The organism is Streptomyces sp. NPDC001204 (genome assembly GCF_053598035.1).
Genome location: NZ_JBSFJL010000020.1, coordinates 128,826 through 151,556, shown reverse-complemented (window position 1 = coordinate 151,556; position 22,731 = coordinate 128,826). Strand labels below are relative to the sequence as shown.

The window sequence follows — 22,731 nt, the reverse complement described above, 5'->3', positions numbered from 1 at the left end:
GGACCTTAGACAAGCCTCATCGTTGCAGCTCAGAAGGCACTTTCGCTTTTCCGATCACGATCCGGACGCGACCCCCGATGAAACGCGCAGGCTAGCACAGCGTTCGACCACCGCTGGATGGCCTTGGCGGCGCGGAGGGCGGTCGCGTGGATACCGCCTGACCGCCGATGTAAGAGACCCTTTTGAGGGCCAACAGCTGCCAGACCAAACTCAGGAGGCGTAACGGGTGGCCGAATCGGCCCTCGAGCGAGTCTGTATGGCGTGATGTCAGGTTCTCGCATCGCAACTATTCCGAGAGAGACACCCTGGGTGAAGGGGGCAACATTGATTCTCATCTCGGCTGTGCGGCCGTGATCCCGAAGCTACGGTTCAGTGGTGAGCAACGACTCTCTCCTAGGCCGCGCCGTCCGTCTCATTCCGCTGTCCGTCGATCATGCCGAAGTGCTCCTTCCATCCGCGTCGGATCCCGAGGTGTGGCGATGGATGCCCCGACCCCGCCCCAACTCCCTGACGGAGATGCGGGCGATGTTCAGCCAGCTGCTGGCGGATCGTGCCCGGCGGTGCTTCTCGGTTCAGCGCCTGACGGACCAGGCGATCATGGGGTTCGGCCGGTCTGTATGAGCTCGATCTCGCCGAGGGCCGGGCTGAGGTTGGTGCGCCCTGGTTTGATCGTTCTTGCTGGGGCGGCCCCTACAACGCCGAATCCAAACTGCTGCTGTTCGGGCACGCCTTCGACGATCTGGGGCTGGCCAGGATCGCGTTACGCACCGACAACCTCAACGTGCGCTCCCAACAGGCCTTGACACGGCTGGGGTTGGTGTACGAAGGAACGCTGGGCAGCCACATGGTGCGCCAGGACGGCACCCGTCGTGACTCGCTGTACTACAGCGTACTCGCGGACGAGTGGCCATCCGTGCGCGAGAATCTGCTCACCAGGGTCGCAGCCAAAGTCACCGTCTGATCCGCTCGCCCAAGTCCAAGGTCATGTCAGCCGGGCCAGGATGCTCATTGATGGGGGCCGGCACGGCAAAACGCGATCGCGTAGCGCGTCGCCCGCTGCATACACTGACCAGCATGGCATGCCGCATCAGTGAGTTGGTCATCGACGCCGCCGATCCCGACCGGCTCGCCGTATTCTGGAGCAAGGTCCTCGGCTACGTCGAACTCGGCCGGGAAGACGACGGAAGCATCGAGATCGGGCCGCCCGGCGCCGGCTTCGGCGGCCCGCAGCCCACGCTCATTCTCAGCCCCAGCAGCAACCCGCGGACCGGGAAGCTCCCACTGCACATCGACGTCAACCCCACCGACCGCGACCAGGACGCCGAGCTGGAGCGGCTGCTCGCTCTCGGCGCCAGGCCAGTCGACGTCGGCCAGACCGGCAACGAGAACTGGCACGTCCTGGCCGACCCGGAAGGCAACGAGTTCTGCCTTCTGCACACCCGGCTCCGGCCCCTCTGACCACGAGCGGCTGGGCTCTTGGTCCACGGTGCCGGCCCAGCTGACTTACGGGTATTGACAATGACTCAGCTGAATGTGAGCGCCGACCGACATCCTCACGGTTTCAACAGCCCAGCAGGCGACGAAAGCGGCGCCACAACCAGCACCTGGCGCCGACAGGATATGACCTGTGTCTCGCTACTCCCCGTAAGTGACGCGTACGAAGCCGTCCTTCCAAGTGCCACTTGGGACCGTACGCCGTGACCGCGCCCGAGGCGGACGGACGGTGACCGTCGTTCCCCTCGCGGCTAGCGGGCCGGATTCCCGAGTGGGGACGGAGAACGATGACTGCGGCGCCAACTGCGCCTGTTCGGGCCCGTCCTGTGCGGCAGCGGTCGCTCGGTCGGCGTCGGCAGAGCGGGCGAGGGCGTGCGCGGACTGCGGCGATCGTCGGACGAGGCGCGCCACGCGGCGCTGGCGTCGCAAGCGACGGGCGGAGGGACTGAGTCTGGTGGGCATCGCATCCACAGGGTGGAGGAGCTCACCAGCGAGCCGTGGCCTGTCCCGATGGTGGGACCGTCTGGACTTCCAACGGGCACTCGGGCTCTTCCGCGATCGGCTGTGGGCCGACCGAAAGTGATGGTCTGCGGGCGGCGTCGAGGGCAGGATGGTCGCCATGACGGATGAAGGCTCCTCCATCGACTCCACCAAGCCCAGCATCGCCCGCGTCTACGACTACCTGCTCGGCGGCAAGGACAACTACGCCGTGGACCGGGAGATCGGCGACGTGTTCAAACGTGACCTTCCAGGTTCGGTGGCCATCGCCTTCGCCAACCGCGCGGCGCTGACCCGGGCGGTCGGGGAGATCGTGGCGACCACCGGCGTACGACAGTTCATCGACCTGGGCAGTGGTCTTCCGACCGCCGACAACGTCCACCAGGTCGCGCAACGCCACGCTCCGGAGTCCCGGGTCGTGTACGTCGACACCGACCCCCAAGTGCTGGTCCACGGTCGCGCGTTGCTGGAGGAGAACGACCGGACCCGGGTCGTCCCGGTCGACGTACGGAACCCCGAGGACGTCCGTACCCACCCGGACACCCTGGAACTGATCGACTTCGATCGCCCTGTCGCCGTCGTGTTCAGCGCCATCCTCCACCACGTCAACGACGAGGAGGACCCGGCTGGGATCGTCCGCTACTGGCGCGACCACGTGCCCTCGGGGAGCTACTTCTTCGTCAGCCACTTCCGTTCCGGCAACAACCCGGAGACAGCGGAGGCCGAGAGAGTTCTCCAGCAGACCTTCGGTCGCGGGCGGTGGCGCACCGACGAGGAGATCGAGTCCCTGCTGGACGGACTGGAGATCATCGACCCCGGGATCGTCCCCGCACCTCTGTGGCGTCCCGACATGGCTGAAGGCCCGTGGAGCGGCAACGGCGAACGGGAGCTCACTGTCTGGGAGCGCCTCATCGCCGCCGGGCTGGCCCGGAAAGCCTAGGATCCGGCCTCGCAATCGGGGCTCGGCCATCGGTCTGTGGGGCGTTGTCGGCCCGGAGATGCCTGCCGAACGCCCATGGCAAAATCAGCGGGTGCAGATCGGGATGCTGGGTCCATTGGAGGTACGCACGGACGACGGCCTCTTGGTCGACGTGCCGGGCGCGCGGTTGCGCGGACTGCTGGCCGCCCTCGCGCTCAAGCCGGGTCATGTGGTCCCGAAGGCGTCGCTCATCGACTGGATCTGGGGTGAGCACCCGCCCGCCGACGCGACGAACGCCCTGCAACGCTTGGTTTCCCGGCTGCGGAAGGTACTGCCGGGCGGGGTGGTCGACGGGCTGACGGACGGCTACCGGTTGGCGGTGGAGCCCGAAGCCGTCGACGCCGTGCGGTTCGAACGCCTCGTCGGCGCGGGCCAGGCCCGCGCCGAGGACGCCCCCCGGCGGGTGCGGCCGCTGCGCGAGGCCCTTGAGCTGTGGCGCGGTACGGCCCTTCAGGACATCGGTCTTCAGGACAGCGCCGCGTTCGACGCCGCGGTCGTGCGGCTGGAGGGGTTGCGCCTGTCCGCCACCGAGGAGCGGGTCGACGCGGAGATCACCCTCGGGCGCGGCGCGGAGATGGTCACGGAGCTGACCGACCTGGTGGCCGCGCACCCGGTACGGGAGCGGCTCGTCGCCGCGCTGATGCGCGCCCTCGTCGCGGCCGGTCGCGACAGCGAGGCACTGCTGGTGTACCAGCGCGCGAGGGAGACCCTGGCCGACACGCTGGGCGTCGACCCCTCGCCGGAGCTGTCCGCGTTGCATGTCGCGCTGTTGCGGGGCGAGTTGCGGCAGGGAGAATCGAGACGCAGGACCAATCTGCGCGCCGAGCTGACCACCTTCGTCGGCAGGGGCGCCGACGTCGCGGCGGTCCGTGAGCTGATAGCCGGGCACCGTCTCACCACCGTGATCGGGCCGGGTGGCTCGGGCAAGACGAGGCTGGCCACGGAGACCGCGCGCACACTGCTCGGCGAACTGCCAGACGGCGCCTGGCTGGTGGAGCTGGCCCCCATCGGGGCGGACGGCGACGTGGCACAGTCGGCGCTCGCCGGGCTGGGCCTGCGGGACGCCCTGCTCGGCGAGACCCCGAACGCGGAGCCGACGGACCGGCTCATCGCCGCGGTCCGCGAGCGGGAGGCGTTGCTGATCCTGGACAACTGCGAGCACGTGATCGAGTCGGCGGCGGTGTTCGCCCACCGGGTGCTCGGGGAGTGCCGGCGGCTGCGGATCCTGGCGACGAGCCGGGAACCGCTCGGCATCACCGGGGAGGCGCTGTGGCTGGTCGAGCCGCTGGCCCTGCCGGAGAGGGACGCGGACCCGGCTCGGATCGAGTCCTCGCCCGCCGTCCAGCTGCTGCGGGACCGGGCCGGAGCGGTGCGGCGGAATCTCGCGGTCGACGCCTCCACACTGGCGACGGCGGTGCGTGTCTGCCGGGCGCTGGACGGGATGCCACTGGCGATCGAGCTGGCCGCGGCCCGGTTGCGCACCATGCCCATCGGCCAGTTGGCCAACCGGCTCGACGACCGGTTCCGCCTGCTGACCAGCGGCAGCCGTACCGCGTTGCCGCGACACAGGACGCTGCGCGCGGTGGTCGACTGGAGCTGGGAACTGCTCACCGAGGCCGAGCGGATGGTTCTGCGCAGGCTCTCGGTGTTCGCCGGCGGGGCGAGTCTGGAAGCGGCCGAACGGGTCTGCGCGGGCGACGCCGTCGAGCGGGAGCAGGTACTCGACCTGCTCACCGCGCTGACCGGGAAGTCGCTGCTGCTCACCGAGGGCGACAGCGCCCCGCGCTACCGCATGCTGGGCACGATCAAGGAGTACGCCGGGCACCGGCTCGCGGACGCGGGGGAATCGGACCGGGCCCGCCACGCACATCTGACCTACTTCACCGAACTCACCGAGACCGCGGAGCCGCACCTGCGCCGCGCCGAACAACTGGAGTGGCTCGCCACGCTCGGGGCCGAGCACGACAACATCGGTGCCGCGATGCGCGGCGCACTCGCGGCGGACGAGGCGCAGGCGGCGATGCGGCTCGCGGCCGGCGCCGGCTGGTACTGGTGGCTCAGCGGACACAGGACCGAGGGCATCGAACTGATCACCGCGGCCGCCAGGACACCCGGTGAGGTGCACGACGAGGTGCGGGCCACGGTGTACGCGCTGATGGTGCTCTTCGTGAGTTCCGGGCGCAACGACGAGCGCCAGGCCGCGGAGTGGATCCACGAGGCGCACCGGCTCAGCCGGCTCGGCGGGCGCCGCCATCCGCACATCGGGTTCGTCGAGGCGTTGGAGCGCCTGCTGCGGGCGCCCGACGCGTCCCTGTCCGCGTTCGAACCGCTGCTGGACGACGAGGACCCCTGGGTGCGCGCACTGGCCCGGTGGCACCTGGGCAAGATGCGGATCGTGCTCGGCCAGGACACGCGCAACGCGGACGCGTACCTGGAGACGGCGCTCGCCGAGTTCCGGGCGCTCGGCGAGCGGTTCGGGATCTCGCTCGCCCTGATCCAGCTGGCGGAGCGGACCGCCGTGCGCGGCGGGTTCGCCGGTGCGTGCGAGCACTACGAGCAGGCGATCGCGGTCGTCACCGAGGTCGGTGCCATCGAGGACGTCATCCACATGCGGTCGCGGCAGGCGCAGCTGTACTGGCTGCTCGGCGACGAGGCCGCCAGTGCGGCCGCCATCGCGGAGGCCGAGCGGTGCGCGGAGCGGGTCACCTGGCCGGACGCGCTGGCCGAACTGGCCCTCGCGAAGGCGGCACTCGCCCGGTGGGGCGGCGACGCCGAGGAGGCGCGCGGGCAACTCGGCGTCGCGACGGCCCTGCTGGGCGCCGAAGCGGAGCGGGCCAACGTCCGCGCGGGGACGCACGACCTGCTCGGCTACCTCGCCGACGACCTCGGCGAGGCCCGCGCGCACCGCGCGGCAGCCTGCGAGGCGGCGGCCGAGGCGGGGTACGCGCCGCTGCTCGCGCAGGTGCTCGTCGGGGTCGCGGACCTGGCCCTGCGCCGTGGTGAGCACGAGCAGGCCGCGCGGCTGCTCGGGGCGAGCCTCGGTGTGCGCGGGCTCGAGGACCGCTCCCAGCCGGACACCGCCCGGATCGAGCAGGCCGTGCGGAGCCGCCTCGGCGACACGCGGTTCGCCGAGGCGGCTCGGGAGGGCACGCGAACCAGATGGTCTCAGCTGGTCGAGGTCACGCTCGCTTCCTGAACGCGGAGACCGCCCACACGTATCCGAGGAGGGCGAGCCCGACGCACCAGGCGAGGGCCGCGATCGCGTCGCCGCTCGACGGGTTGCCCGCCAGGAGTCCTCGCAGCGTTTCGATGATCGGGGTGAAGGGCTGGTACTCCGCGAACTGCCGCACGCCGGTCCCCATCGTGTCGGCGGGCACGAACGCGCTGCTCAGGAACGGCAGCATGATCAGCGGCACAGTGGCCAGGCCCGCCGACTCGGCGGTCTTCGCACCCAGGCCCATGGCGACCGTGAGCCAACTGGTCGCGAAGGCGAGCAGCAGCATGATGCCGATCGCGGCGAGCCACTGGAGGAAACTCGCATGCGGACGGAATCCCATCGCGAAGCCGACGCCGATGATGGCCGCGTCGGCCATCAGGCTGCGCACCGTGGTGGAGACGACATGACCGGCCAGCACGGCGCCGTGAGAGACGTCCATGGCCTTGAACCTGTTGATGATGCCCTTCGTCATGTCGCCGTTCACGGCCGCCGCGGTCGGCCCCAACCCATAGGTGATGGCCATCACCATCAGGCCCGGCACCGCGTAATCGACGTATTTTCCCTCGACTTTGAAGGCGCCGCCGAACACGTAGACGAACATGAGCATCATCACGATGGGAAACACGACCGCCTGGAACACTGTGACCGGATTCCGGGCCGTGTGCTTGAAGTTGCGGCGCAGCATGATCGCCGCGTCACCGAACGACGTCGAGACACTGCTCATTTCGCGATCGCCTCCGTGTTCGTGTTCGTGCTGACGCGTCCGGTCAGGGCGAGGAACACGTCATCGAGGTCCGGCGTGTGCACCGAGAACTCCGCTGCGCTGATGGTGTGTTCGTCGAGCTTGTCCAGCAGGGCCCGCAGCGACTTGGACCCGCCGTCGCTGGGAACGCGCAGGGTCAGTTCCTGGTCGTCCCGTGTGGAGCCGGTCAGGACCCGTGCCGCCGCGCCGAGTTGGTAGAGGTCGGTGAACCGGAGCCGGACGTGGCTGCCGGGGGCCTGGCGTTTGAGCTCCTCGGGGGTGCCCTGGGCGACCAGGTGGCCCTGGTCGAGCACCGCGATCCGGTCGGCGAGCTGATCGGCTTCTTCCAGGTACTGGGTGGTGAGGAAGATGGTGGTGCCGTCCGCCACCAACTCCCGGACGATCCCCCACATCATGCGCCGGCTGCGCGGGTCGAGACCCGTCGTCGGCTCGTCCAGGAAGATGATCCGCGGGTTGCCCACCAGCGTCATCGCCAGGTCCAGCTTCCGGCGCATACCGCCGGAGTAGGCCGACGCCGGCTTGTCCGCCGACTCCAGCAGGTCGAACCGTTCCAGCAGTCCCGTGACCACGCGGTCGGCGGAGCGCACCCGCCTCAGGTCCGCCATCAGCTGAAGGTTCTCGCGGCCGGTCAGCAGCTCGTCCACCGCGGCGAACTGACCGGTCACGCCGATGACCGCGCGCACCTCCTTGGTCGCGGTCACCACGTCGTGCCCGGCGACGCGCACCGTCCCGGCGTCGGCCTGCATCAACGTCGTCAGGACGTTCACCGTCGTCGTCTTGCCCGCCCCGTTCGGGCCGAGCAGGGAGAATACCGATCCTGCGGCGACATCGAAGTCGATGCCGTCCAGCACGACTTTGTCGCCATAAGCCTTCCGCAGCCCTGAAACCGCGATCGCCGAATTGTTCATGGCCCCAACGTCCCCGCCGGGCCTGACACCCATCTGTCACGCCCCTGACACGACCACTGACACGGCGTTCCACCGCATCACCGGGCTTCCGGGGGAACCTCATGTGCGCCCGCATAGAGGGTTCTGACTGGCATGCACGGCCCGCACGCGAAGCATACGGCGCTACTTCCATGCCTCGGCGGAGGGGATCGCCGAGGTCACCGGCCTGCTGGCACCCGGCGGCAGCAGGCCGGTGAGACGGCCCCGTGGCGGACCGCCGCGCGGAGGAGCCAGCCGCTGTTACTCGGCGTCGTCGGCGCGGAGGGTCAGGTCGAGGAGGCCGGGGAAGCGGGCGTCGAACTCCTCGCGGCGCAGCCGGTTGAGCCGTTTGGGGCCCTGGTCGCGCTGTTCGACCAGGCCGGCGTCGCGCAGGACCGAGAAGTGGTGGCTCTTTGCGGCCCGGCCGACCGGTACGTCGAAGTTGCTGCAGCTGAGCGCCCAGTCGGGGTGGCTGGCCAGGTCGCGGATCAGCTGGATGCGCACGGGATCCGCGATCGCGGACAGGGCGGTGAGAAGCGGGACGTCGTCGGGGTGTGTGTGCACGGGCGCCGGGCGGTGACTCGCGCCTTCAGTCTGGTCCGACATTCCGATGTCCTCCTTCGCCCAGTGTTCGATGACCATCGTACAGTGTTAGTGTTCGCTTCCGGTTGAACACTCATGGAAGGGTGGGATTGCGTATGCGTGCGGTCGAGTTCCAGGAGTACGGCGGTCCCGAGGTGCTACGGATCGTGCAGACCGCGGAACTCGAGCCGGGCCCTGGCCAGGTGGCCATCGAGGCCGTCTGGGCGGGGGTGAACTTCGCGGACGTGAAGGCGCGTGCCGAGGGGTACCGAGTGGCGGCGCTGCCCTACCGTCCGGGACTGGAGGTCTCCGGGCGCATCCGGGCGGTCGGGGAGGGCGTCGAGGGTCTGCGGGCGGGACAGGAGGTCGCCGCGCTCGTCGACGGCGGCGGCTACGCCGAGGTCGTGCTCGCGGAGGCCGCGAGGGTCTTCCCGTTGCCCGACGGGCTGGACCTTCGGACCGCGGCCACGCTGCCGACCGTGCTGCCGACGGCGCATGCCCTGGTTCACGAGGTGGGGCGGCTGCGGGCCGGGGAAAGTGTGCTGGTGCACGGCGCGGCGGGAGGCATCGGCACGGCCGTCGGGCAGCTGGCCCGGGCAGCGGGCGCCGGCGCGGTGTACGGAGTGGCCTCCAGCGACGCCAAGGCCGACTACGCACTCAAGCACGGCTACGACGAGGTGTTCCGGCCCGACACCTTCGAGACGGACGTCCGCCGGGCGACCGGCGGCAGGGGCGTCGACCTGGTCCTGGACCCGGTGGGCGGCGACACGTTGCGCCGAGGCCTGGAGGCACTGGCCGTCTTCGGGCGCCTGGTGTCCTTCGGCAACGCCGGCGGCGCCGAGCCCTGGCGGGCCGGGCAGGGCGAGCTGTACGCGCAGGGCCACTCCGTCGGGGGCTTCTCCGTGCTCGCCCTCGCCCAGTCCGCACCCGACGCCCTGCGAGCGCTTACCGAACGCGCCCTGCGCACCGTCTGCGAGGGAACGGTCGTCCTTCCCGTCACCGCCGAGTTTCCCCTGTCGGACGCGGCCGGCGCACACCAGCTCATCGGCGGGCGCACGTCCACGGGCAAGCTGCTGCTGCGTATCGCCGACTGACCGCACGCGACGGGTCGTCAGGCGGGTCCATCCCGCCGGTCACCCGGCAGGAGCGACAGGCCCGGGGCGCATGCCGTGCCCCGGGCCCCAAGGGCACGGACCCAGGAATGCAGCAACCTGTGCCCCAACCGCTGTAGTGCTTCACCAGACTGGACGTATGGAGTCACAGATCATCCGCTCCTGACTACCTGACTGTCCACCAGACCGGCGCTTGCTCGACATCAACCACGGCCACCGCCTCAACTCCCCTGCGTGCGGCCCGCTGTGGCTGTCGGAGCGGACGGTGGACGCAATCGTCGGGGTGGCGGACGAGGGCCTCGTCCGCCGGGTCCTGTTACCAGCCGGCCTTGACCCCGTTGTAGGCCTTGCGGCAGTCGGCGTTGGTGGCCTCAACGGAGAGCTTCTGCATGGTGTTCTGCCAGACCTTCTTGGCCACCTTCTCCAACTCCCCTGTCTGGGCGGGGATGTTGGGAGCGTACTTCTTGATCGTCCCGATGGCGGAGGTGGTGAACTTGTTGCACGCGGGCCCGGCGGCGTTCCGGTAGCGGGTGTCCAGGTCCGTGGCCACCGCCTGGCCGTTCTTGGTGGCCCAGTTGTTCCAGGCCGCGCACGCCTCCTGGGTCATGGCCTGCTGGTCGGCGTCGCTCAGGTTCATGACCTCGACCAGCATGGCGTTCTGCACCTTGTCGGGGACCGTGAAGTCCGTGACCGGGAACTTGTCGAGGGTGGTGAGCAGCGCCTCCTGACACGCGGGCGGCAGCGGGGCCGCCTGCGCGGAGGCGGGGAAGGCCAGGGCGGAGGCGGACAGGAGGGCCGCGGTGAGGACCGTGCGCTGGACGGTACGCGACAGGGTCATGGGGGTGTGCTCCTCGCATGAAGAATGTGATGGTTCGGGGGTGAATCAACACCCGGTTAGAGAACGATCATTGGCCTCGCAGGACACGGCCGCCCGTTCCGGTGGCAGCGCGTCGCGCGTACGGCGACGGAAGACCATGAACCCCGCCAGCGCCGCCCCCGTCAGCCAGAGCAACTGGATCGCGAGGCCCTGGGCCACCGGCGCGTTGGAGAAGGCCGCCGACATGCTGGCCTGCACGGCTCCGTACGACGGCAGGAAACGCACGACGGCGCTGTCCGACCCGGAACTGGACAGGGGGTTCTGCAGGGCGACGTCGATGACGCTGATCATCAGGATGGCGAACATGCCCTCCACCTCGCGGCGGAGCACCGAGCCGAAGACCACGCCGAGCGCGCCGTAGGTCAGGGCGGCGCAGAACAGCGCGGCGGCGAGCATGAGGGGCTGCCGGGGGGACCAGGCGAACCCGGCGGCGGCCGTGGCGTATGCGGCGATGGCGGCGCAGACGAGGGTGAGCGCGGAGAGCTTGGCGAGGACCAGGTGGTGGCGCGGGTAGCCCGCCATGGCCAGGCGCCGGTCGAAGGCACCGCCCGTGAAGGTGGCGGCGAACATCATGAACCCGGCGATCAGGGTGACGGCGTTCAACGCGCCGGTGATCTGGGTGAGATGGTTGCCGGGGGGAGTCAGGACCTCGCCCGTGGCCCGCAGCCGGAACGGCGCCGGGCGGTCGGGAATGGTCAGATAGGCCAGGGCGATCCATACGGGGATGTACACCACCACGAGCAGCATCGCGAACCGGTTGCGGGCGTGACCGATCAGCGCGTACCGGGAGGCCGTGGTGAACAGCGACCAGTGCCGCCTCATGCCGCCACCTCCGCGCACCGGTCCTGGCGGTGGAGTCGCCCGTTCTCCAGGCGCCACAACTCGTCCAGCCGGTCGATGTCGTACGCCAGGTGCGAGACGACCAGCACCGAGCGTCCGGCGTCGCGCAGCCTGGTCGCCAGCTCCCAGAAGCGCAGATACGTCTCCCAGTCGAAGCCCTGGTAGGGCTCGTCCAGCAGCAGTACGTCCGGGTCGTGCATGAGCGCGAGGGTCAGGTTCAGCTTCTGCCGTGAACCCCCGCTCAGCAGACCCGCACGCTGGTCGAGGTACTCGGTGAAGGCCAGCGTCTCCATCACTTCCCCGGCCCGCCGAAGGTCCGCGAGACCGAAGGCGTGCCGGAAGAAGTCCAGGTGCTGGCGGACGGTGAAGGAGTCGTCCAGGACCACCGACTGCGGGCAATAGCCGAACCTCCCGCGGTGGCGCACCGCGCCCCGGTCCGGCCGGAGTTCACCGGAGAGGATCCTCAGCAACGTCGTCTTTCCGGCGCCGTTCTCCCCGACGATCCCGGCCAGGACGCCGGGCCGCAGCCGCAGGTCGACGCCCCGTAGAACTGTGTGCCGCCGGTAGGAGTGGTGCACATCTGTGACGTCCATCGCGCTGCTCCGTCGTGCCAGGTGTTGTGGATGGCCGCGGAACCGGTCCGCGTCCTCCGAGTCGGCGGCGGAACCGGGCCGCTCGTGCCCAACGAGCAGGCGATACAGGGGAAACGGAGCCGCGTGCGGTTCCGGCGCACGGCGTCAATCCGGCGCGCACCGCGTCACGCCTGCGGCGGTTTCGGCCGGCGGCAGCGGCTTTCGGGGCAGGCGGGGCGGCTAGCGTGGCCGGCACCGGGGTGTCGGCAGGTCCGCCCGCCCGGGTTCCGCCCCGGTCCAGGAAGGTCGGTCAGTCATGCGGAGAACATGTGTGATCGGCGCCGGTCCGTCCGGCCTGGCCGCGAGCAAGGTCTTCGCCTCGCGGAACGTCCCGTTCGACTGCTTCGAGGCCGGGTCCGGCATCGGCGGACTCTGGCGGTACGGCAACGACAACGGCATGTCGGGGGTGTACGCGTCGCTGCACGCGAACATCTCGAAGGAGAGCATGTCCTTCTCCTCCCTGGCCATGCCGGAGACCTGCCCGGTCTTTCCGCACCACAGCATGGTCCTGGCCTATCTGGAGGACTACGCCGCGTCGTTCGGCCTGCACCGCCACATCGTGTGCGGCACGGAGGTGACTTCGGTGCGGCCCCTGGACGGCGGCGGCTGGGAGGTGGTCTGCCGGCGCCGCGCCGACGCGGCCGAGGAGACGCGGCGCTACTCCGAGGTGGTGGTGGCCAACGGGCACCACTGGGACCCGCGGCTCCCGGCCCCCGCCGTGCCCGGTGCGGAGGAGTTCGAGGGGACCGCGATCCACTCGCACGACTACCGCACCCCTGAGCCGTACGCCGGTCTGCGGGTGCTGGTGATCGGCATGGGCAACTCCGCGTGCGAAATCGCGGCGGAGGTCTCGCGCACGGCGGCGCGGACGTTCCTGTCCGCGCGCGACGCGGCGCATCTGTTCCCCAAGATGCTGCTCGGCCGTCCGGCGGACCACCTGGTGTGGAGCCCGCTGTCCGATGTCCCGCGGTTCCTCAAGGACCCCGCGTTGCGACTCCTCCTGCGGCTCACCCGTGGCGTCCCGGCTCATTACGGGCTCCCCGAACCGGTCCACGGGCCGCTCGCCCGCCATCCCTCCACGTCCGACGAACTCCTCGTCCAACTGGCCCGTGGCGCCGTCACGCCGAAGCCCGGTGTCAGTTGCTTCGGCCGGGACACGGCGGCCTTCACGGACGGCAGCCGTGAGCCGGTGGACGCCGTGGTGTACGCCACCGGCTACAAGATCTCCTTCCCCTTCCTGGAGCCCTCCCTTTTCGCCGCCCCGGACGGGCGCACGGAGCTCTATCTGCGTACGGTTGCGCCCCGCATCCCCGGGCTCTACTTCATGGGGCTCGCGCAGCCCTCCGGTGCGGCCTTCCCGCTGCTCGAACCGCAGGCGGAATGGATCGCCGAGCTGATCGAGGGCGCGGTCGCCCTGCCGTCACCGGCGGACATGACGCGGGCGATCGCGCGTGAGTGGCGCCGCCACCGCAGGACGTACGTGTCCACCTACCGTCACGGGATCGAGGTCGACTTCCGTTCCTACCGAAGGGCTCTCCGCCGGGAACGCCGGGCGGGCAGGCGTCGCGCACACGGCGCCGTCCCGGCCCTGCCCGCCGTGACCGGCGCCGCCCCGGCGGCCGACGCCGTCTGATCCACTCCGCTCGGGCCGGGCGCTGCCGCGCGCAACTCGAAGTGGCGCTCCGACACGATCGGTTCGCCCGGGGGCCGCATGCAAGCGCTGGGTGCGGCCCCCGGTGCCGGTTCAGTCACTTCGGCGCCACGGCCCCCTCCAGCTCATCGACGGCCTGCTCCCACAGTTCGGGAAGCAGCTCCCCGAGCGGAAGGGCGCGGTCGGACACGAAGGCCACCTCGGCCCAGCTGCCGAAGAACGACAGGCCCACTCCGAAGAGATGCCCGGGCACGAGCAGGGGGAGCAGGGCGACGCCCGTCACCTGGGTGTTCCCCAGGCTGCCCTTGTCGGCGACCGGCATGGACGTGGCCATGACCTGGGTGACGCGCGGGGAGAGCATCCTTCGCAGGTACCACTCGGTCGGGCGGTCCGGCATGTGGCGCACCAGGTCCTGAATCGCCTGCCGCCAGGCCTCGCCCCGCAGTTTCCGGGTCGTCGCCATGACGTGCTCCAGCCGCCGCAGGGGCGCGTCGCCGTCCTGGGGCCGGGTGCCGCGTTCCGCGGTGGTCCGTACGGGCAGCTCCAGCGGCAGCGCAAAACAGCGGTTGCCCCAGGTCTGTTCCTCGTCCGGACGGCGCGCGTCGAAGGGCAGCAGTGCCGTCACCCGGGGAAGCCGTACACCGGACTTGGCCGACCAGGCCGACAACGCCCCGGCGAGCGCGGCCAGATGGGCGTCGTGGGCCGAGCCGCCACGTGCCGCACCGATCCGGCGGAGGGCGTCCGCCGGTACCCGGCCCCGCCACAACCGCCGCTCCCCCGTGGGAACGAAGGGGACCGCCGGACGGTGGCCGCGGACCGCGAGGGAGCCGGTCACGAACTTCGCGGCCAGCCCGACGGCCGTGCCCACCCGCCGGGGCAGACCGGTCAGGCGGCCCTTCCCCGGCACCGGGCGGGCCGAGGCCTCCCCCTCGCCCAGCATGGCGCGGAACGTCATCGCGGCCGCCGAACCGTCCTGGCAGGCGTGGTGGAAGCGGTAGCACAGGGCGTACTCGTCGGGCGCGTGGCCGTGGGCCAGCCAGACTCCCCAGTAAGTGCCGGGCGCGAACGGCGCGTTGAGCGCGGTGTGCAGGGCGGCGTCCCACTCCTCGGGGCCCTCCGCGACGACCTCGTGGACGTGCCGGTCGATGCTGAAGTCGGCGTCCGGCCGCCACCGGGGGCGCCGTGGGCCGCCCTCGACGCGGCTCGTGAGCAGAGGCAGCCGCCCCAGGCGGAAGCCCACGTAGGCACGGAGGTCCGCCAGGCTCGGGGGCGGACCGCTCAGATACGCGACGCCGCCGGCGTCCCAGCGGACGTCGGGGTGGCGACGTTCCATGCTGAGGAAGGCCCGGTCGACCGTGTGGGTGGGACGGCTGGGGCAGGGAACGGACTGGGCCGGCGCAACGGATTCGGGCATCGGGGAACTTCCATTCGTGCCGAGGGGCGGGCAGGCGGGGCGAGGCCGGGCGGTCGGCCATCCCGACCGACCGCGGGATGGATCACGATCAGAAGGGCCGCCGACGAGGACGGATCCGCGGCGGCGCCGAATGTGTCACCTCGGCCTGGATCAACACGGTTTATATCCAAGCGTGGTGAGCGGCCGTACGCGCCCGCGAGCACCGGAGCGCGGGCTTCCCCCGTGCCGGGAGTACGCGCTCCCCCTGCACCACCGGCCTCGACGCCCCGCATCGCCCGCCGGCGGCGACGCGGAACCACTCGGGACCACCTCTCCACCAACGCCGGCGAGATCACCCGAAGGGAGGACAGCCCTCCCAGTGGCCCGCTCGGTCACGGCTGCTCCGTCGCGTCCGTACGGCCGGGCGCCGTGGCTCGCGACCGGGGCTTTCAAGGGCCGTCCGGGACACGCACAGACCGCGGCCAAGGTCATCCGTTCAGGTGAGCCGACGGGTTCGGAAGCTCCGGCACCGTCCACCGTCTGACACTGTGTGCCTTGCGCCGGCGATCATCAGGCCGCGCCCGCCGGTGTCATGCCGCGCCATGGGACGGTCGGCTGCATCCCCCTCCCCGGCCGCCGCAGCGGCCAGCCTTCACCGCCATCGCACGCGGTCGCGGTCCTGTCCCTTTTCGGAGCCCTTGGAGCCAAGGTCATGCACGTCGCCCTCACCGGCGCCACCGGATTCCTCGGACTGCGCCTGCTGCGCCGTCTGCTCGACACACACCGGTCGGTGACCGTCCTGGCCCACGCGGGGTCGGGCGACGCGCTGCACCGCATCACCCGGTTCTTCGCGCTGACCGGCGAACCCGAGGCGTTCGTCGACGGACTCCCCCGCCGGCTGCGGGTGGTGGAGACCGAGTTGGAGCGGCCCGGGCTGGGCCTGTCCGGGCGCGCGTTCCAGGAGTTGGCCGACGGTCTCGGCGCGATCTGGCACAGCGCGGGCAGCATCAACCTGGAGGGCGAACTCCCCGAGTTGCGCAGGACCAACGTCGAAGGGACCCGCCACGTACTGGAGTTGGCCGCCGCCGGACGCAGGAGACCCGTGGTCCACCACGTGAGTACCGCCTTCGTGGCCGGGAGCCGGCGCGAGGGGGTGGCGTACGAGGACGAGCTGGACGACGCGTACGGCTTCGAGAACGCCTACGAACGCTCCAAGTACGAGGCGGAGGTGTTGGTCCACGCGTGGTCGCGGGAGCACCGCCGTCCGGTCGTGGTGCTGCGGCCGAGCATCCTGGTCACGGACCTGCCGCCGCACCCGGACCTGCCCTCGCACCCGCTTCAGGTCATCGAGCGGATCCTGCGCGACGCGCGACGCACCGCCGGTCCCGGCAGCCCGGATCACGACGGCGCCGCGTCCGCGGGCCCCCGCAGCGCCGGCCCTGGCGAACCCCGCATCCGGTTGGTGGGTCATCCGCACGGTCATCTGAACCTGATTCCGGTGGAGCACGCGGCCGAGGTCATGGTGCGGCTGGCCGGCCTGACGCCCTCGGGCGGAGTCGACACGTACCACGTCGTCCATGACCGCGACGTGCCCGTGCCGACGATCGTGACCCTGCTGGAACGGCTGGTCCGGTTGTCGATCGACCTGGTCGACACGAAGCCGGACGACCCGTCGGCGCTGGAGGCGCTGGTGGACTTCTACCCGGGTCTGACGGCCTACCTGACCCACCGACGGCGCTTCGACGACACCCGGGTCCGGGCCCTGTTCGGGCCCTCGGCGGCCTCCGGCCGGGTGGAGCTCGACCACCTGTGGTCCGGCCTGGCCCCGAGGGACCCGGTTCCCGCCGGGCCGTCGCCCACGTCCACCGCCGCCTTCCCGTCCGCCCGGTACGCCTGACCCGCACACCTCCTCTCCCGCTGGAGCCCCTCCGTGCCCGTCCTCTCCGCCCCCGACGCCCCCGCAGTGTCCCCGCCGGTCTTCTCCCTGGAGGAGATCGCCGTCCGTGCCCGACGGATCCGCGAACCCGTGCACATCGTCAGCGGGCCGAGCGGCCGTGACCTGGGCCTCGCGACCGGCCCCGTACCCGACGGCCCGGTGCTCGGTACGCTGCCGCCGCTGTACCCCGAGTGGCTCGGCGGGCGCACGTTCTGCGAGGCGCACGGCGTCCGTTTCCCTTATGTGGCGGGCGAGATGGCGAACGGCATCTCGACCACCCGGATGGTGTCCGCGATGGCGCGGGCTGAGATGCTCGGGTTCTTCGGCGCCGGCGGCCTGGCGTACGCCGAGGTGGAGCGGGCCGTGCACGCGCTGGCCCAGGAGCTGCGGTCCCGGCCGAACTGGGGCGTGAACCTCATCCACTCGCCGGCCGAGCCCACGCTGGAGTTCCGCGTCGCCGAACTGCTGTCGCACCGCGGTGTGCCCCGGATCTCGGCGTCGGCGTTCATGGAGCTGACCCCGGCCGTCGTGCTGTGCTCGGCCCGGGGACTGCGCCGGGGTGCCGACGGCGGGATCGTCCGGCGCACGCGGATGCTCGCCAAGGTCTCCCGGCCCGAGGTGGCCGAGAGGTTCCTCTCCCCCGCCCCGGCAGCGCTGCTGGACCGGCTCGTCGCCGACGGGAGGCTCACCCCGGAGGAGGCCGGTCTGGCGGCCCGGGTTCCGGTGGCCGAGGACATCACCGTGGAGGCCGACAGCGGAGGCCACACCGACAACCGGCCGCTGTCGGCCCTGCTGCCGAGGATCGTCCTGCTGCGCGACGCGCTGTGCCGGCGGTTCGGCTACCCCCGGCCGGTCAGGATCGGCGCGGCCGGCGGGCTGGGCACGCCGGCCGCGGTGGCCGCCGCCTTCGCCCTCGGCGCGTCCTACGTGGTCGTCGGATCGGTGAACCAGACGGCCGTCGAGGCGGGCCTGTCCGACGAGGCCAAGGCGATGCTCTGCGAGGCGGATGTCGCCGATGTGGCCATGGCGCCGGCGGCGGACATGTTCGAACTGGGGGTCACGCTGCAAGTGCTGTCCCGGGGGACGATGTTCGCGCGGCGGGCCGACCGGCTCCACGCGGCGTACCGGGCGCACGGTTCGCTGGAGGAGATCCCGCCCGCGGTGCGCGCCACGCTCGAACGGGACGTGCTGCGCGCCTCGTTCGACGAGGTCTGGCAGCGCACGCGCGCGTTCTGGGAGCGGCGCGACCCCTCGGAGATCACGCGTGCGGAGGCCGATCCTAAGCACCGTATGGCGCTGGTCTTCCGCTGGTACCTGGGCAGTTCCAGCCGGTGGGCGATCACCGGCGAGACGGCCCGGCGTGCCGATTACCAGATCTGGTGCGGACCGGCGATGGGCGCGTTCAACCGCTGGGTCGCGGGCACGTTCCTGGCCGAACCGGCGAACCGGTCCGTGGTGCAGATCGCGCTCAACCTGCTCGAAGGCGCGGCGGTGCTCACCCGCGCCCATCAACTGCGAACCTACGGAGTCCCGTTGCCGTCCGAGGCGTTGACCTACACCCCGTGCGGGCTGGCATGAGCGGCCCCGGCGCCCCGCAGGCGTCAGCAGCAGCCGTCCAGCTCCGAGGAGATACCGTGTCCGCCTCCACCCCCGGGCAGATGCCCGTCGCCGTGGTCGGTGTCGGCGCCCTGGTGCCCGGAGCGACGGACGCGGCCGGCTACTGGCGGATCGTGACCGGCGGCCGGGACCTGATCACCGAAGTTCCCGCCTCCCGCTGGCTGGTGGCGGACCACTACGACCCGGACCCGGCCGCCCCCGACAAGACGTACGCCCGCCGGGGCGCCTTCCTCCCGGAGGTGGACTTCGACCCGTTGGCGTACGGTGTGCCGCCCGCCAACCTGCCGGCGACGGACACCTCCCAACTGCTCGCCCTGATGGTCGCCGACCAGGTGCTGACCGACGCCGGTGGTCTGCCGGGCATGGACCGGGACCGGGTCGGCGTCGTCCTCGGCGCGGCCGCCCTGGAACTGCTCCCGCACATGTACGGCCGTGCCCAACGCCCCGTGTGGCTCAAGGCGTTGCGGGAGAGCGGTCTCGCCGAGGCCGAGGCGCGAGCCGTGTGCGACCGCATCACGGCGCACTTCAGCCCGTGGCAGGAGTCGACCTTCCCGGGCCTGCTCGGCAATGTCGTCGCGGGCCGGATCGCCAACCGGTTCGACCTGCACGGCATCAACCACACCACCGACGCCGCCTGTGCCAGCTCCCTGGCGGCCCTTTCCACGGCGGTCGGTGAACTGGCGCTCGGGCGGGCCGACCTGGTGATCAGCGGAGGCGTGGACACCGGGAACGACATCGGCATGTTCCTCTGCTTCTCCAAGACGCCCGCGCTCTCCCGCACCGGTGACTGCCGTCCGTTCTCGGATGCGGCGGACGGCACCCTGCTCGGCGAGGCGGTCGTCATGTACGCACTGAAGCGGCTGTCCGACGCGGAGCGGGACGGGGACCGGATCCACGCGGTGATCCGGGGCATCGGCACCTCGTCCGACGGCAGGAGTACGGCGATCTACGCGCCGCTTCCCGACGGTCAGGCACGGGCTCTGCGGCGTGCGTACGAGCAGGCGGGCTACGGTCCGCAGACCGTGGAGCTCGTCGAGGCGCACGGGACCGGTACGAAGGCCGGGGACGCCGCCGAACTGACCGCCCTGCGCGAGGTGTTCGAGGCGTCGGAACATACGGACGGGCAGTGGTGCGCGCTCGGCTCGGTCAAGTCGCAGATCGGGCACACCAAGTGCGCGGCGGGTGCGGCGGGGCTGCTCAAGGCGGTCATGGCCCTGCACCACAAGGTGCTGCCGCCGACCATCAAGGTCGACCGGCCGGTCCCGGCGGCCGCAGCTCCGGACGGCCCGTTCTACGTCAACACCGAGACCCGGCCGTGGGTTCGGCCCGCCGGTCATCCGCGCCGGGCGTCGGTGTCGAGCTTCGGCTTCGGGGGCAGCAACTTCCACGTCACGCTGGAGGAGTACGTGCCCTCGGGCGCCCCGGCCCGGGTGCCGCCGCGCCATCGCTCCGCGCCGAGCGAACTGGTCCTGTTCAGCGGCGCGTCACCGTCCGACCTGGCACCTCCGGAGACGGACGGCGATCGTCCGCTGGCCGCGCTCGCCCGGGAGAGCCACCGCGCGTTCTCGCCCGGCGACCGGGTGCGGCTGGCCGTCGTCGCCACCGGCTCCGAGGACCTGCGGGAGAAGTTCGCGCAGGCGCTCACGCTGATCGGGCAGCGGCCCGGTGCGGCGTTCTCGACACCGAACGGCGTCCGGTACGCCTGCGGGGACCCGGCGCCCGGCCGGCTCGCCTTCCTGTTCCCCGGGCAGGGATCCCAGTACGTCGGGATGGGCGCCGACCTCGCGATGCTGTCGCCGGCCGCCCAGGCCGTGTGGGACCGGCTGGGCGGAACCCGGTTCGGCGGGCGGCCCCTGCACCGGGTGGTGTTCCCACCGTCCGCCTTCACCGACGAGGAACGCACGGAGCAGGCGGCGCGTCTGGCCGCGACCGAGTGGGCGCAGCCCGCGCTCGCGGTGCACGCGCTCGCGCTGCTGGACGTACTGGGAGGTCTGGGACTGCGACCGGACTGCGTGGCGGGCCACAGTTTCGGTGAGCTGGTGGCGCTGCACAGCGCGGGTGTCCTGGACGCCGACACGCTGATCGGTCTGGCCCGCAGACGCGGTGAACTGATGCGGGAGGCGGCCGTCGTACCGGGCGCGATGCTGGCCGTGGCGGCGGACCGCGAGCACGTGCTGTCGGTGCTGGCCGCCGGCGACTTCGGCGACATCTGGCCGGCCAACCACAACTCGCCGCGCCAGGTGGTGCTTTCGGGAACGACGGAGGCTGTCGCACGCGCGGAGAAGGGGTTCGCGGCCGAGGGTGTCGGCACACGCCGGCTGAGCACGTCCACCGCGTTCCACAGCCCGTTGGTCGCTCCGGCCGCTGAGCCGCTCGCCGCGTTCCTGCGCACGGTCGCGCTCACGGAGCCCCGGATCGAGGTGTACGGCAACGCGGACGCGGCCCCGTACCCGTCGTCGCCCGACGAGGTGCGCCGACGGATCGCCGGTCATCTGGCCTCACCGGTGCTCTTCCAGGACCAGATCGAGGCGATGTACGCGGCGGGAGTGCGGACCTTCGTCGAGGTCGGCGCGGGAACCGCGCTGACCGGTCTGGTCGGACAGATCCTCGGTGACCGCGAGCACGCGGCCGTCTCCCTGGACCGGCCGGACCGGTCCGGCGTCACCGCCTTGCACACCGCGCTCGGCGAACTCGCCGTACGCGGTGTCCCTTTCGACTTCGATCCCCTCTGGGCGCCGTACGCCTCGCCTGGAACCTCAGTGAAGGAGCGCGCGCCCCGGATGACCGTGAAGATCAGCGGAGCCAACTACGGTCAGCTCTACCCGCCTCGCACGGAAGCCGCCGAATCGCCGACACCGCCTGCGCCTGCACGTGTGCCTGTGCCTGTGCCTGCGCCTGTGCCTGTGCCTGCGCTTGCGCCGGAAGCTGGGCCGGAAGCTGGGCCGGAACATTCACACCCGCATCCCGTACCCATGTCCGACATCCCGGCGGTTCCCATGTCCGCGTACGCCCCCGCTCCCGCCCCAGCTCCGGAGTCGGCGGCGTACGGGACGGCACCCGTCCAGGATCCGGAGCCCACGTACGACGCCGTGGCCGCGTACAGTGCCGAGCCCGGGGCCGCCCTCGGCGCCGAGTGGTACGCCGCGGTGGAGAGCGTCCAGCGGCAGACGGCGGAGGCGCACGCGGCCTGTCAACGCATGCTGACCGACAGCCATGTGGCCTTTCTTCGGATGACCGAGACCACCCTGGCCGCGATGCTCGGCGTGCGGAGCGTGGGCGGTGTGCTCGACGCCCCGGCTCCTCCGGCACCGCTGCCGCTCCCCCGTCCTTCGGCGCCCCGGCAGGCTCCGGCACCCGTGACCCCGGTCCCGGTAGCGGTCGGCGTTCCCGAGGCCACGCCCGCCCGCGTTCCCGCCGCCCCCGGAGAGGCGTTCTCGCCCGCACCGGTCGCCGCCGAGCACCGGGCACCGGCCGCCGTCCCGGTGAATCCCCCGTCACCGGCCGCCGATGCCGCGCATGTGTCGGCACCCGCACTCGAGGAACTACTGCTCTCGGTGGTGGCCCGGCTCACCGGCTACCCGGTGGAGATGCTCACCGTGGACATGGAGTTGGAGGCGGATCTGGGAGTCGACTCGATCAAGCGCGTCGAGATCCTGTCGGCCGTACGCCGGAGCGTGGGCGACGTGGCGACGGGAGACGTCGGAGAACTCGGCAAGCTCCGCACGCTGCGCGAGATCGTCGAGGCGCTCACCGCGGGCGGCCGGCCGCCCGCTGCGCCCGCGCCGGACTTCCCGGCCGTGACCGGGTCACCCGCCGAGACGGCCGCCGCCGTCCCGGAGATCCCCGCCATGCGCACCGGCTCCGGGCAGGAGACGGCGCTGACGAGGCTGGTACAGCGCGCGGTGGAGTCCCCGGCGTCCGGCCTGGCGACAGCGGGCCTCCTGGACGGGCCGCTCGTGGTGACGGACGGGGGCCCCGAGGGCTCCGCGATCACCGCCCTCGTCGCGGGGAAGCTCGTGGAGCGCGGCGTGGACGCCACCGTCGTGGCGGACGTTCCCGAGGGCGCGCGCCGTGTCGTACACCTCGGCGGGCTGACCGCGGGCGGCGCGCCGGACGATGCGCGGGAGGTCCACCGGTCGGTGTTCCGCGCAGCGCGCACGGTGGCGGCACAAGCGGCGGCGGGCACGGTGGCGGCACACACGGCGGCACGCACG

At 71.5% G+C, this 22,731-nt stretch carries 17 protein-coding genes and 1 pseudogene; 11 read left to right on the top strand and 7 right to left on the bottom strand.

Going from position 1 to position 22,731, the window contains the following annotated elements:
• Positions 1-375: 375 nt before the first annotated feature.
• The 6 genes and pseudogenes from ACWC91_RS25995 to ACWC91_RS25970 all read left to right on the top strand — a co-directional run bounded on the left by ACWC91_RS25995 (position 376) and on the right by ACWC91_RS25970 (position 6,167).
• Complete coding sequence (locus ACWC91_RS25995) at positions 376-621, top strand: GNAT family N-acetyltransferase (RefSeq protein ID WP_450643612.1); 246 nt, start codon at positions 376-378, stop codon at positions 619-621.
• Positions 614-757 (top strand): annotated as a pseudogene (locus tag ACWC91_RS25990) (GNAT family N-acetyltransferase); the annotation flags it as partial. The gene ACWC91_RS25995 and the pseudogene ACWC91_RS25990, both read left to right, overlap by 8 nt.
• Positions 758-781: 24 nt before the next feature.
• Complete coding sequence (locus ACWC91_RS25985) at positions 782-961, top strand: GNAT family N-acetyltransferase (protein WP_450643611.1); 180 nt, start codon at positions 782-784, stop codon at positions 959-961.
• 113 nt (positions 962-1,074) lie between these two features.
• Entirely contained in the window at positions 1,075-1,458 is a 384-nt protein-coding gene (locus tag ACWC91_RS25980; RefSeq protein WP_450643610.1) for a VOC family protein, read from the top strand.
• A gap of 655 nt (positions 1,459-2,113) precedes the next feature.
• The gene (locus tag ACWC91_RS25975) at positions 2,114-2,932 is read left to right on the top strand and encodes an SAM-dependent methyltransferase (protein ID WP_450643609.1); all 819 of its coding nucleotides are present in this window, start codon (positions 2,114-2,116) and stop codon (positions 2,930-2,932) included.
• 91 nt (positions 2,933-3,023) lie between these two features.
• Positions 3,024-6,167 carry a BTAD domain-containing putative transcriptional regulator gene (locus ACWC91_RS25970; RefSeq protein ID WP_450643608.1) on the top strand — a complete coding sequence of 1,048 codons (3,144 nt, stop codon included), beginning with the start codon at positions 3,024-3,026 and terminating at the stop codon, positions 6,165-6,167.
• Here the strand turns inward: ACWC91_RS25970 and ACWC91_RS25965 are convergent.
• The 3 genes from ACWC91_RS25965 to ACWC91_RS25955 form a co-directional block, all read right to left on the bottom strand.
• Positions 6,151-6,912, bottom strand: coding sequence for an ABC transporter permease (locus ACWC91_RS25965; protein WP_450643607.1), 762 nt, complete (start codon positions 6,910-6,912; stop codon positions 6,151-6,153). The two genes, ACWC91_RS25970 and ACWC91_RS25965, sit on opposite strands and share 17 nt — an antisense overlap.
• The gene (locus tag ACWC91_RS25960) at positions 6,909-7,859 is read right to left on the bottom strand and encodes an ATP-binding cassette domain-containing protein (RefSeq protein WP_450643606.1); all 951 of its coding nucleotides are present in this window, start codon (positions 7,857-7,859) and stop codon (positions 6,909-6,911) included. Before ACWC91_RS25960 ends, ACWC91_RS25965 begins: the two co-directional genes overlap by 4 nt.
• Positions 7,860-8,138: 279 nt before the next feature.
• Positions 8,139-8,483 (bottom strand): ArsR/SmtB family transcription factor, encoded by a 345-nt coding sequence (locus ACWC91_RS25955; protein WP_225077090.1) that lies wholly within the window; start codon positions 8,481-8,483, stop codon positions 8,139-8,141.
• Positions 8,484-8,575: 92 nt separating this feature from the next.
• Here ACWC91_RS25955 and ACWC91_RS25950 point away from each other — a divergent pair, with 92 nt between their 5' ends.
• Positions 8,576-9,553 carry a quinone oxidoreductase family protein gene (locus ACWC91_RS25950; protein ID WP_450643605.1) on the top strand — a complete coding sequence of 326 codons (978 nt, stop codon included), beginning with the start codon at positions 8,576-8,578 and terminating at the stop codon, positions 9,551-9,553.
• A 334-nt stretch (positions 9,554-9,887) separates the two neighbouring features.
• Here ACWC91_RS25950 and ACWC91_RS25945 read toward each other — a convergent pair whose 3' ends face one another.
• From ACWC91_RS25945 to ACWC91_RS25935, 3 genes are read right to left on the bottom strand one after another with little or no spacing between them, the layout of a single operon-like run.
• On the bottom strand, positions 9,888-10,409 hold the full coding sequence (locus ACWC91_RS25945) for a hypothetical protein (protein WP_450643604.1): 522 nt from the start codon (positions 10,407-10,409) through the stop codon (positions 9,888-9,890).
• Between the two features lie 45 nt (positions 10,410-10,454).
• Positions 10,455-11,270: an ABC transporter permease gene (locus tag ACWC91_RS25940; protein WP_450643603.1), complete on the bottom strand. Its 816-nt coding sequence runs from the start codon at positions 11,268-11,270 to the stop codon at positions 10,455-10,457.
• Positions 11,267-11,881: an ABC transporter ATP-binding protein gene (locus tag ACWC91_RS25935; protein ID WP_450643602.1), complete on the bottom strand. Its 615-nt coding sequence runs from the start codon at positions 11,879-11,881 to the stop codon at positions 11,267-11,269. The genes ACWC91_RS25940 and ACWC91_RS25935 overlap by 4 nt, the downstream gene beginning before the upstream one ends.
• 295 nt (positions 11,882-12,176) lie before the next feature.
• Here ACWC91_RS25935 and ACWC91_RS25930 point away from each other — a divergent pair, with 295 nt between their 5' ends.
• Positions 12,177-13,553: a flavin-containing monooxygenase gene (locus ACWC91_RS25930; RefSeq protein WP_450643601.1), complete on the top strand. Its 1,377-nt coding sequence runs from the start codon at positions 12,177-12,179 to the stop codon at positions 13,551-13,553.
• A gap of 115 nt (positions 13,554-13,668) precedes the next feature.
• Here ACWC91_RS25930 and ACWC91_RS25925 read toward each other — a convergent pair whose 3' ends face one another.
• Positions 13,669-14,985, bottom strand: coding sequence for a wax ester/triacylglycerol synthase domain-containing protein (locus ACWC91_RS25925; protein WP_450643600.1), 1,317 nt, complete (start codon positions 14,983-14,985; stop codon positions 13,669-13,671).
• 691 nt (positions 14,986-15,676) lie between these two features.
• Between ACWC91_RS25925 and ACWC91_RS25920 the strand changes: the two genes are divergently transcribed.
• The 3 genes from ACWC91_RS25920 to ACWC91_RS25910 all read left to right on the top strand — a co-directional run.
• A complete protein-coding gene (locus ACWC91_RS25920; protein WP_450643599.1) occupies positions 15,677-16,861 on the top strand; it encodes an SDR family oxidoreductase in 1,185 nt (394 codons plus the stop codon).
• A 33-nt stretch (positions 16,862-16,894) separates the two neighbouring features.
• Positions 16,895-18,478: a PfaD family polyunsaturated fatty acid/polyketide biosynthesis protein gene (locus ACWC91_RS25915; RefSeq protein WP_450643598.1), complete on the top strand. Its 1,584-nt coding sequence runs from the start codon at positions 16,895-16,897 to the stop codon at positions 18,476-18,478.
• A gap of 56 nt (positions 18,479-18,534) precedes the next feature.
• Positions 18,535-22,731, top strand: a 4,197-nt coding sequence (locus ACWC91_RS25910; RefSeq protein WP_450726057.1) for a beta-ketoacyl synthase N-terminal-like domain-containing protein, incomplete at its 3' end; no start/stop codon positions are given.

Coding starts and splice junctions, on each gene's coding strand:
- ACWC91_RS25940 (WP_450643603.1), bottom strand. CDS start 11,270: ATGAGGCGGCACTGGTCGCTGTTCACCACGGCCTCCCGGTACGCGCTG.
- ACWC91_RS25975 (WP_450643609.1), top strand. CDS start 2,114: ATGACGGATGAAGGCTCCTCCATCGACTCCACCAAGCCCAGCATCGCC.
- ACWC91_RS25925 (WP_450643600.1), bottom strand. CDS start 14,985: ATGCCCGAATCCGTTGCGCCGGCCCAGTCCGTTCCCTGCCCCAGCCGT.
- ACWC91_RS25945 (WP_450643604.1), bottom strand. CDS start 10,409: ATGACCCTGTCGCGTACCGTCCAGCGCACGGTCCTCACCGCGGCCCTC.
- ACWC91_RS25955 (WP_225077090.1), bottom strand. CDS start 8,483: ATGTCGGACCAGACTGAAGGCGCGAGTCACCGCCCGGCGCCCGTGCAC.
- ACWC91_RS25960 (WP_450643606.1), bottom strand. CDS start 7,859: ATGAACAATTCGGCGATCGCGGTTTCAGGGCTGCGGAAGGCTTATGGC.
- ACWC91_RS25950 (WP_450643605.1), top strand. CDS start 8,576: ATGCGTGCGGTCGAGTTCCAGGAGTACGGCGGTCCCGAGGTGCTACGG.
- ACWC91_RS25920 (WP_450643599.1), top strand. CDS start 15,677: ATGCACGTCGCCCTCACCGGCGCCACCGGATTCCTCGGACTGCGCCTG.
- ACWC91_RS25930 (WP_450643601.1), top strand. CDS start 12,177: ATGCGGAGAACATGTGTGATCGGCGCCGGTCCGTCCGGCCTGGCCGCG.
- ACWC91_RS25935 (WP_450643602.1), bottom strand. CDS start 11,881: ATGGACGTCACAGATGTGCACCACTCCTACCGGCGGCACACAGTTCTA.
- ACWC91_RS25965 (WP_450643607.1), bottom strand. CDS start 6,912: ATGAGCAGTGTCTCGACGTCGTTCGGTGACGCGGCGATCATGCTGCGC.
- ACWC91_RS25980 (WP_450643610.1), top strand. CDS start 1,075: ATGGCATGCCGCATCAGTGAGTTGGTCATCGACGCCGCCGATCCCGAC.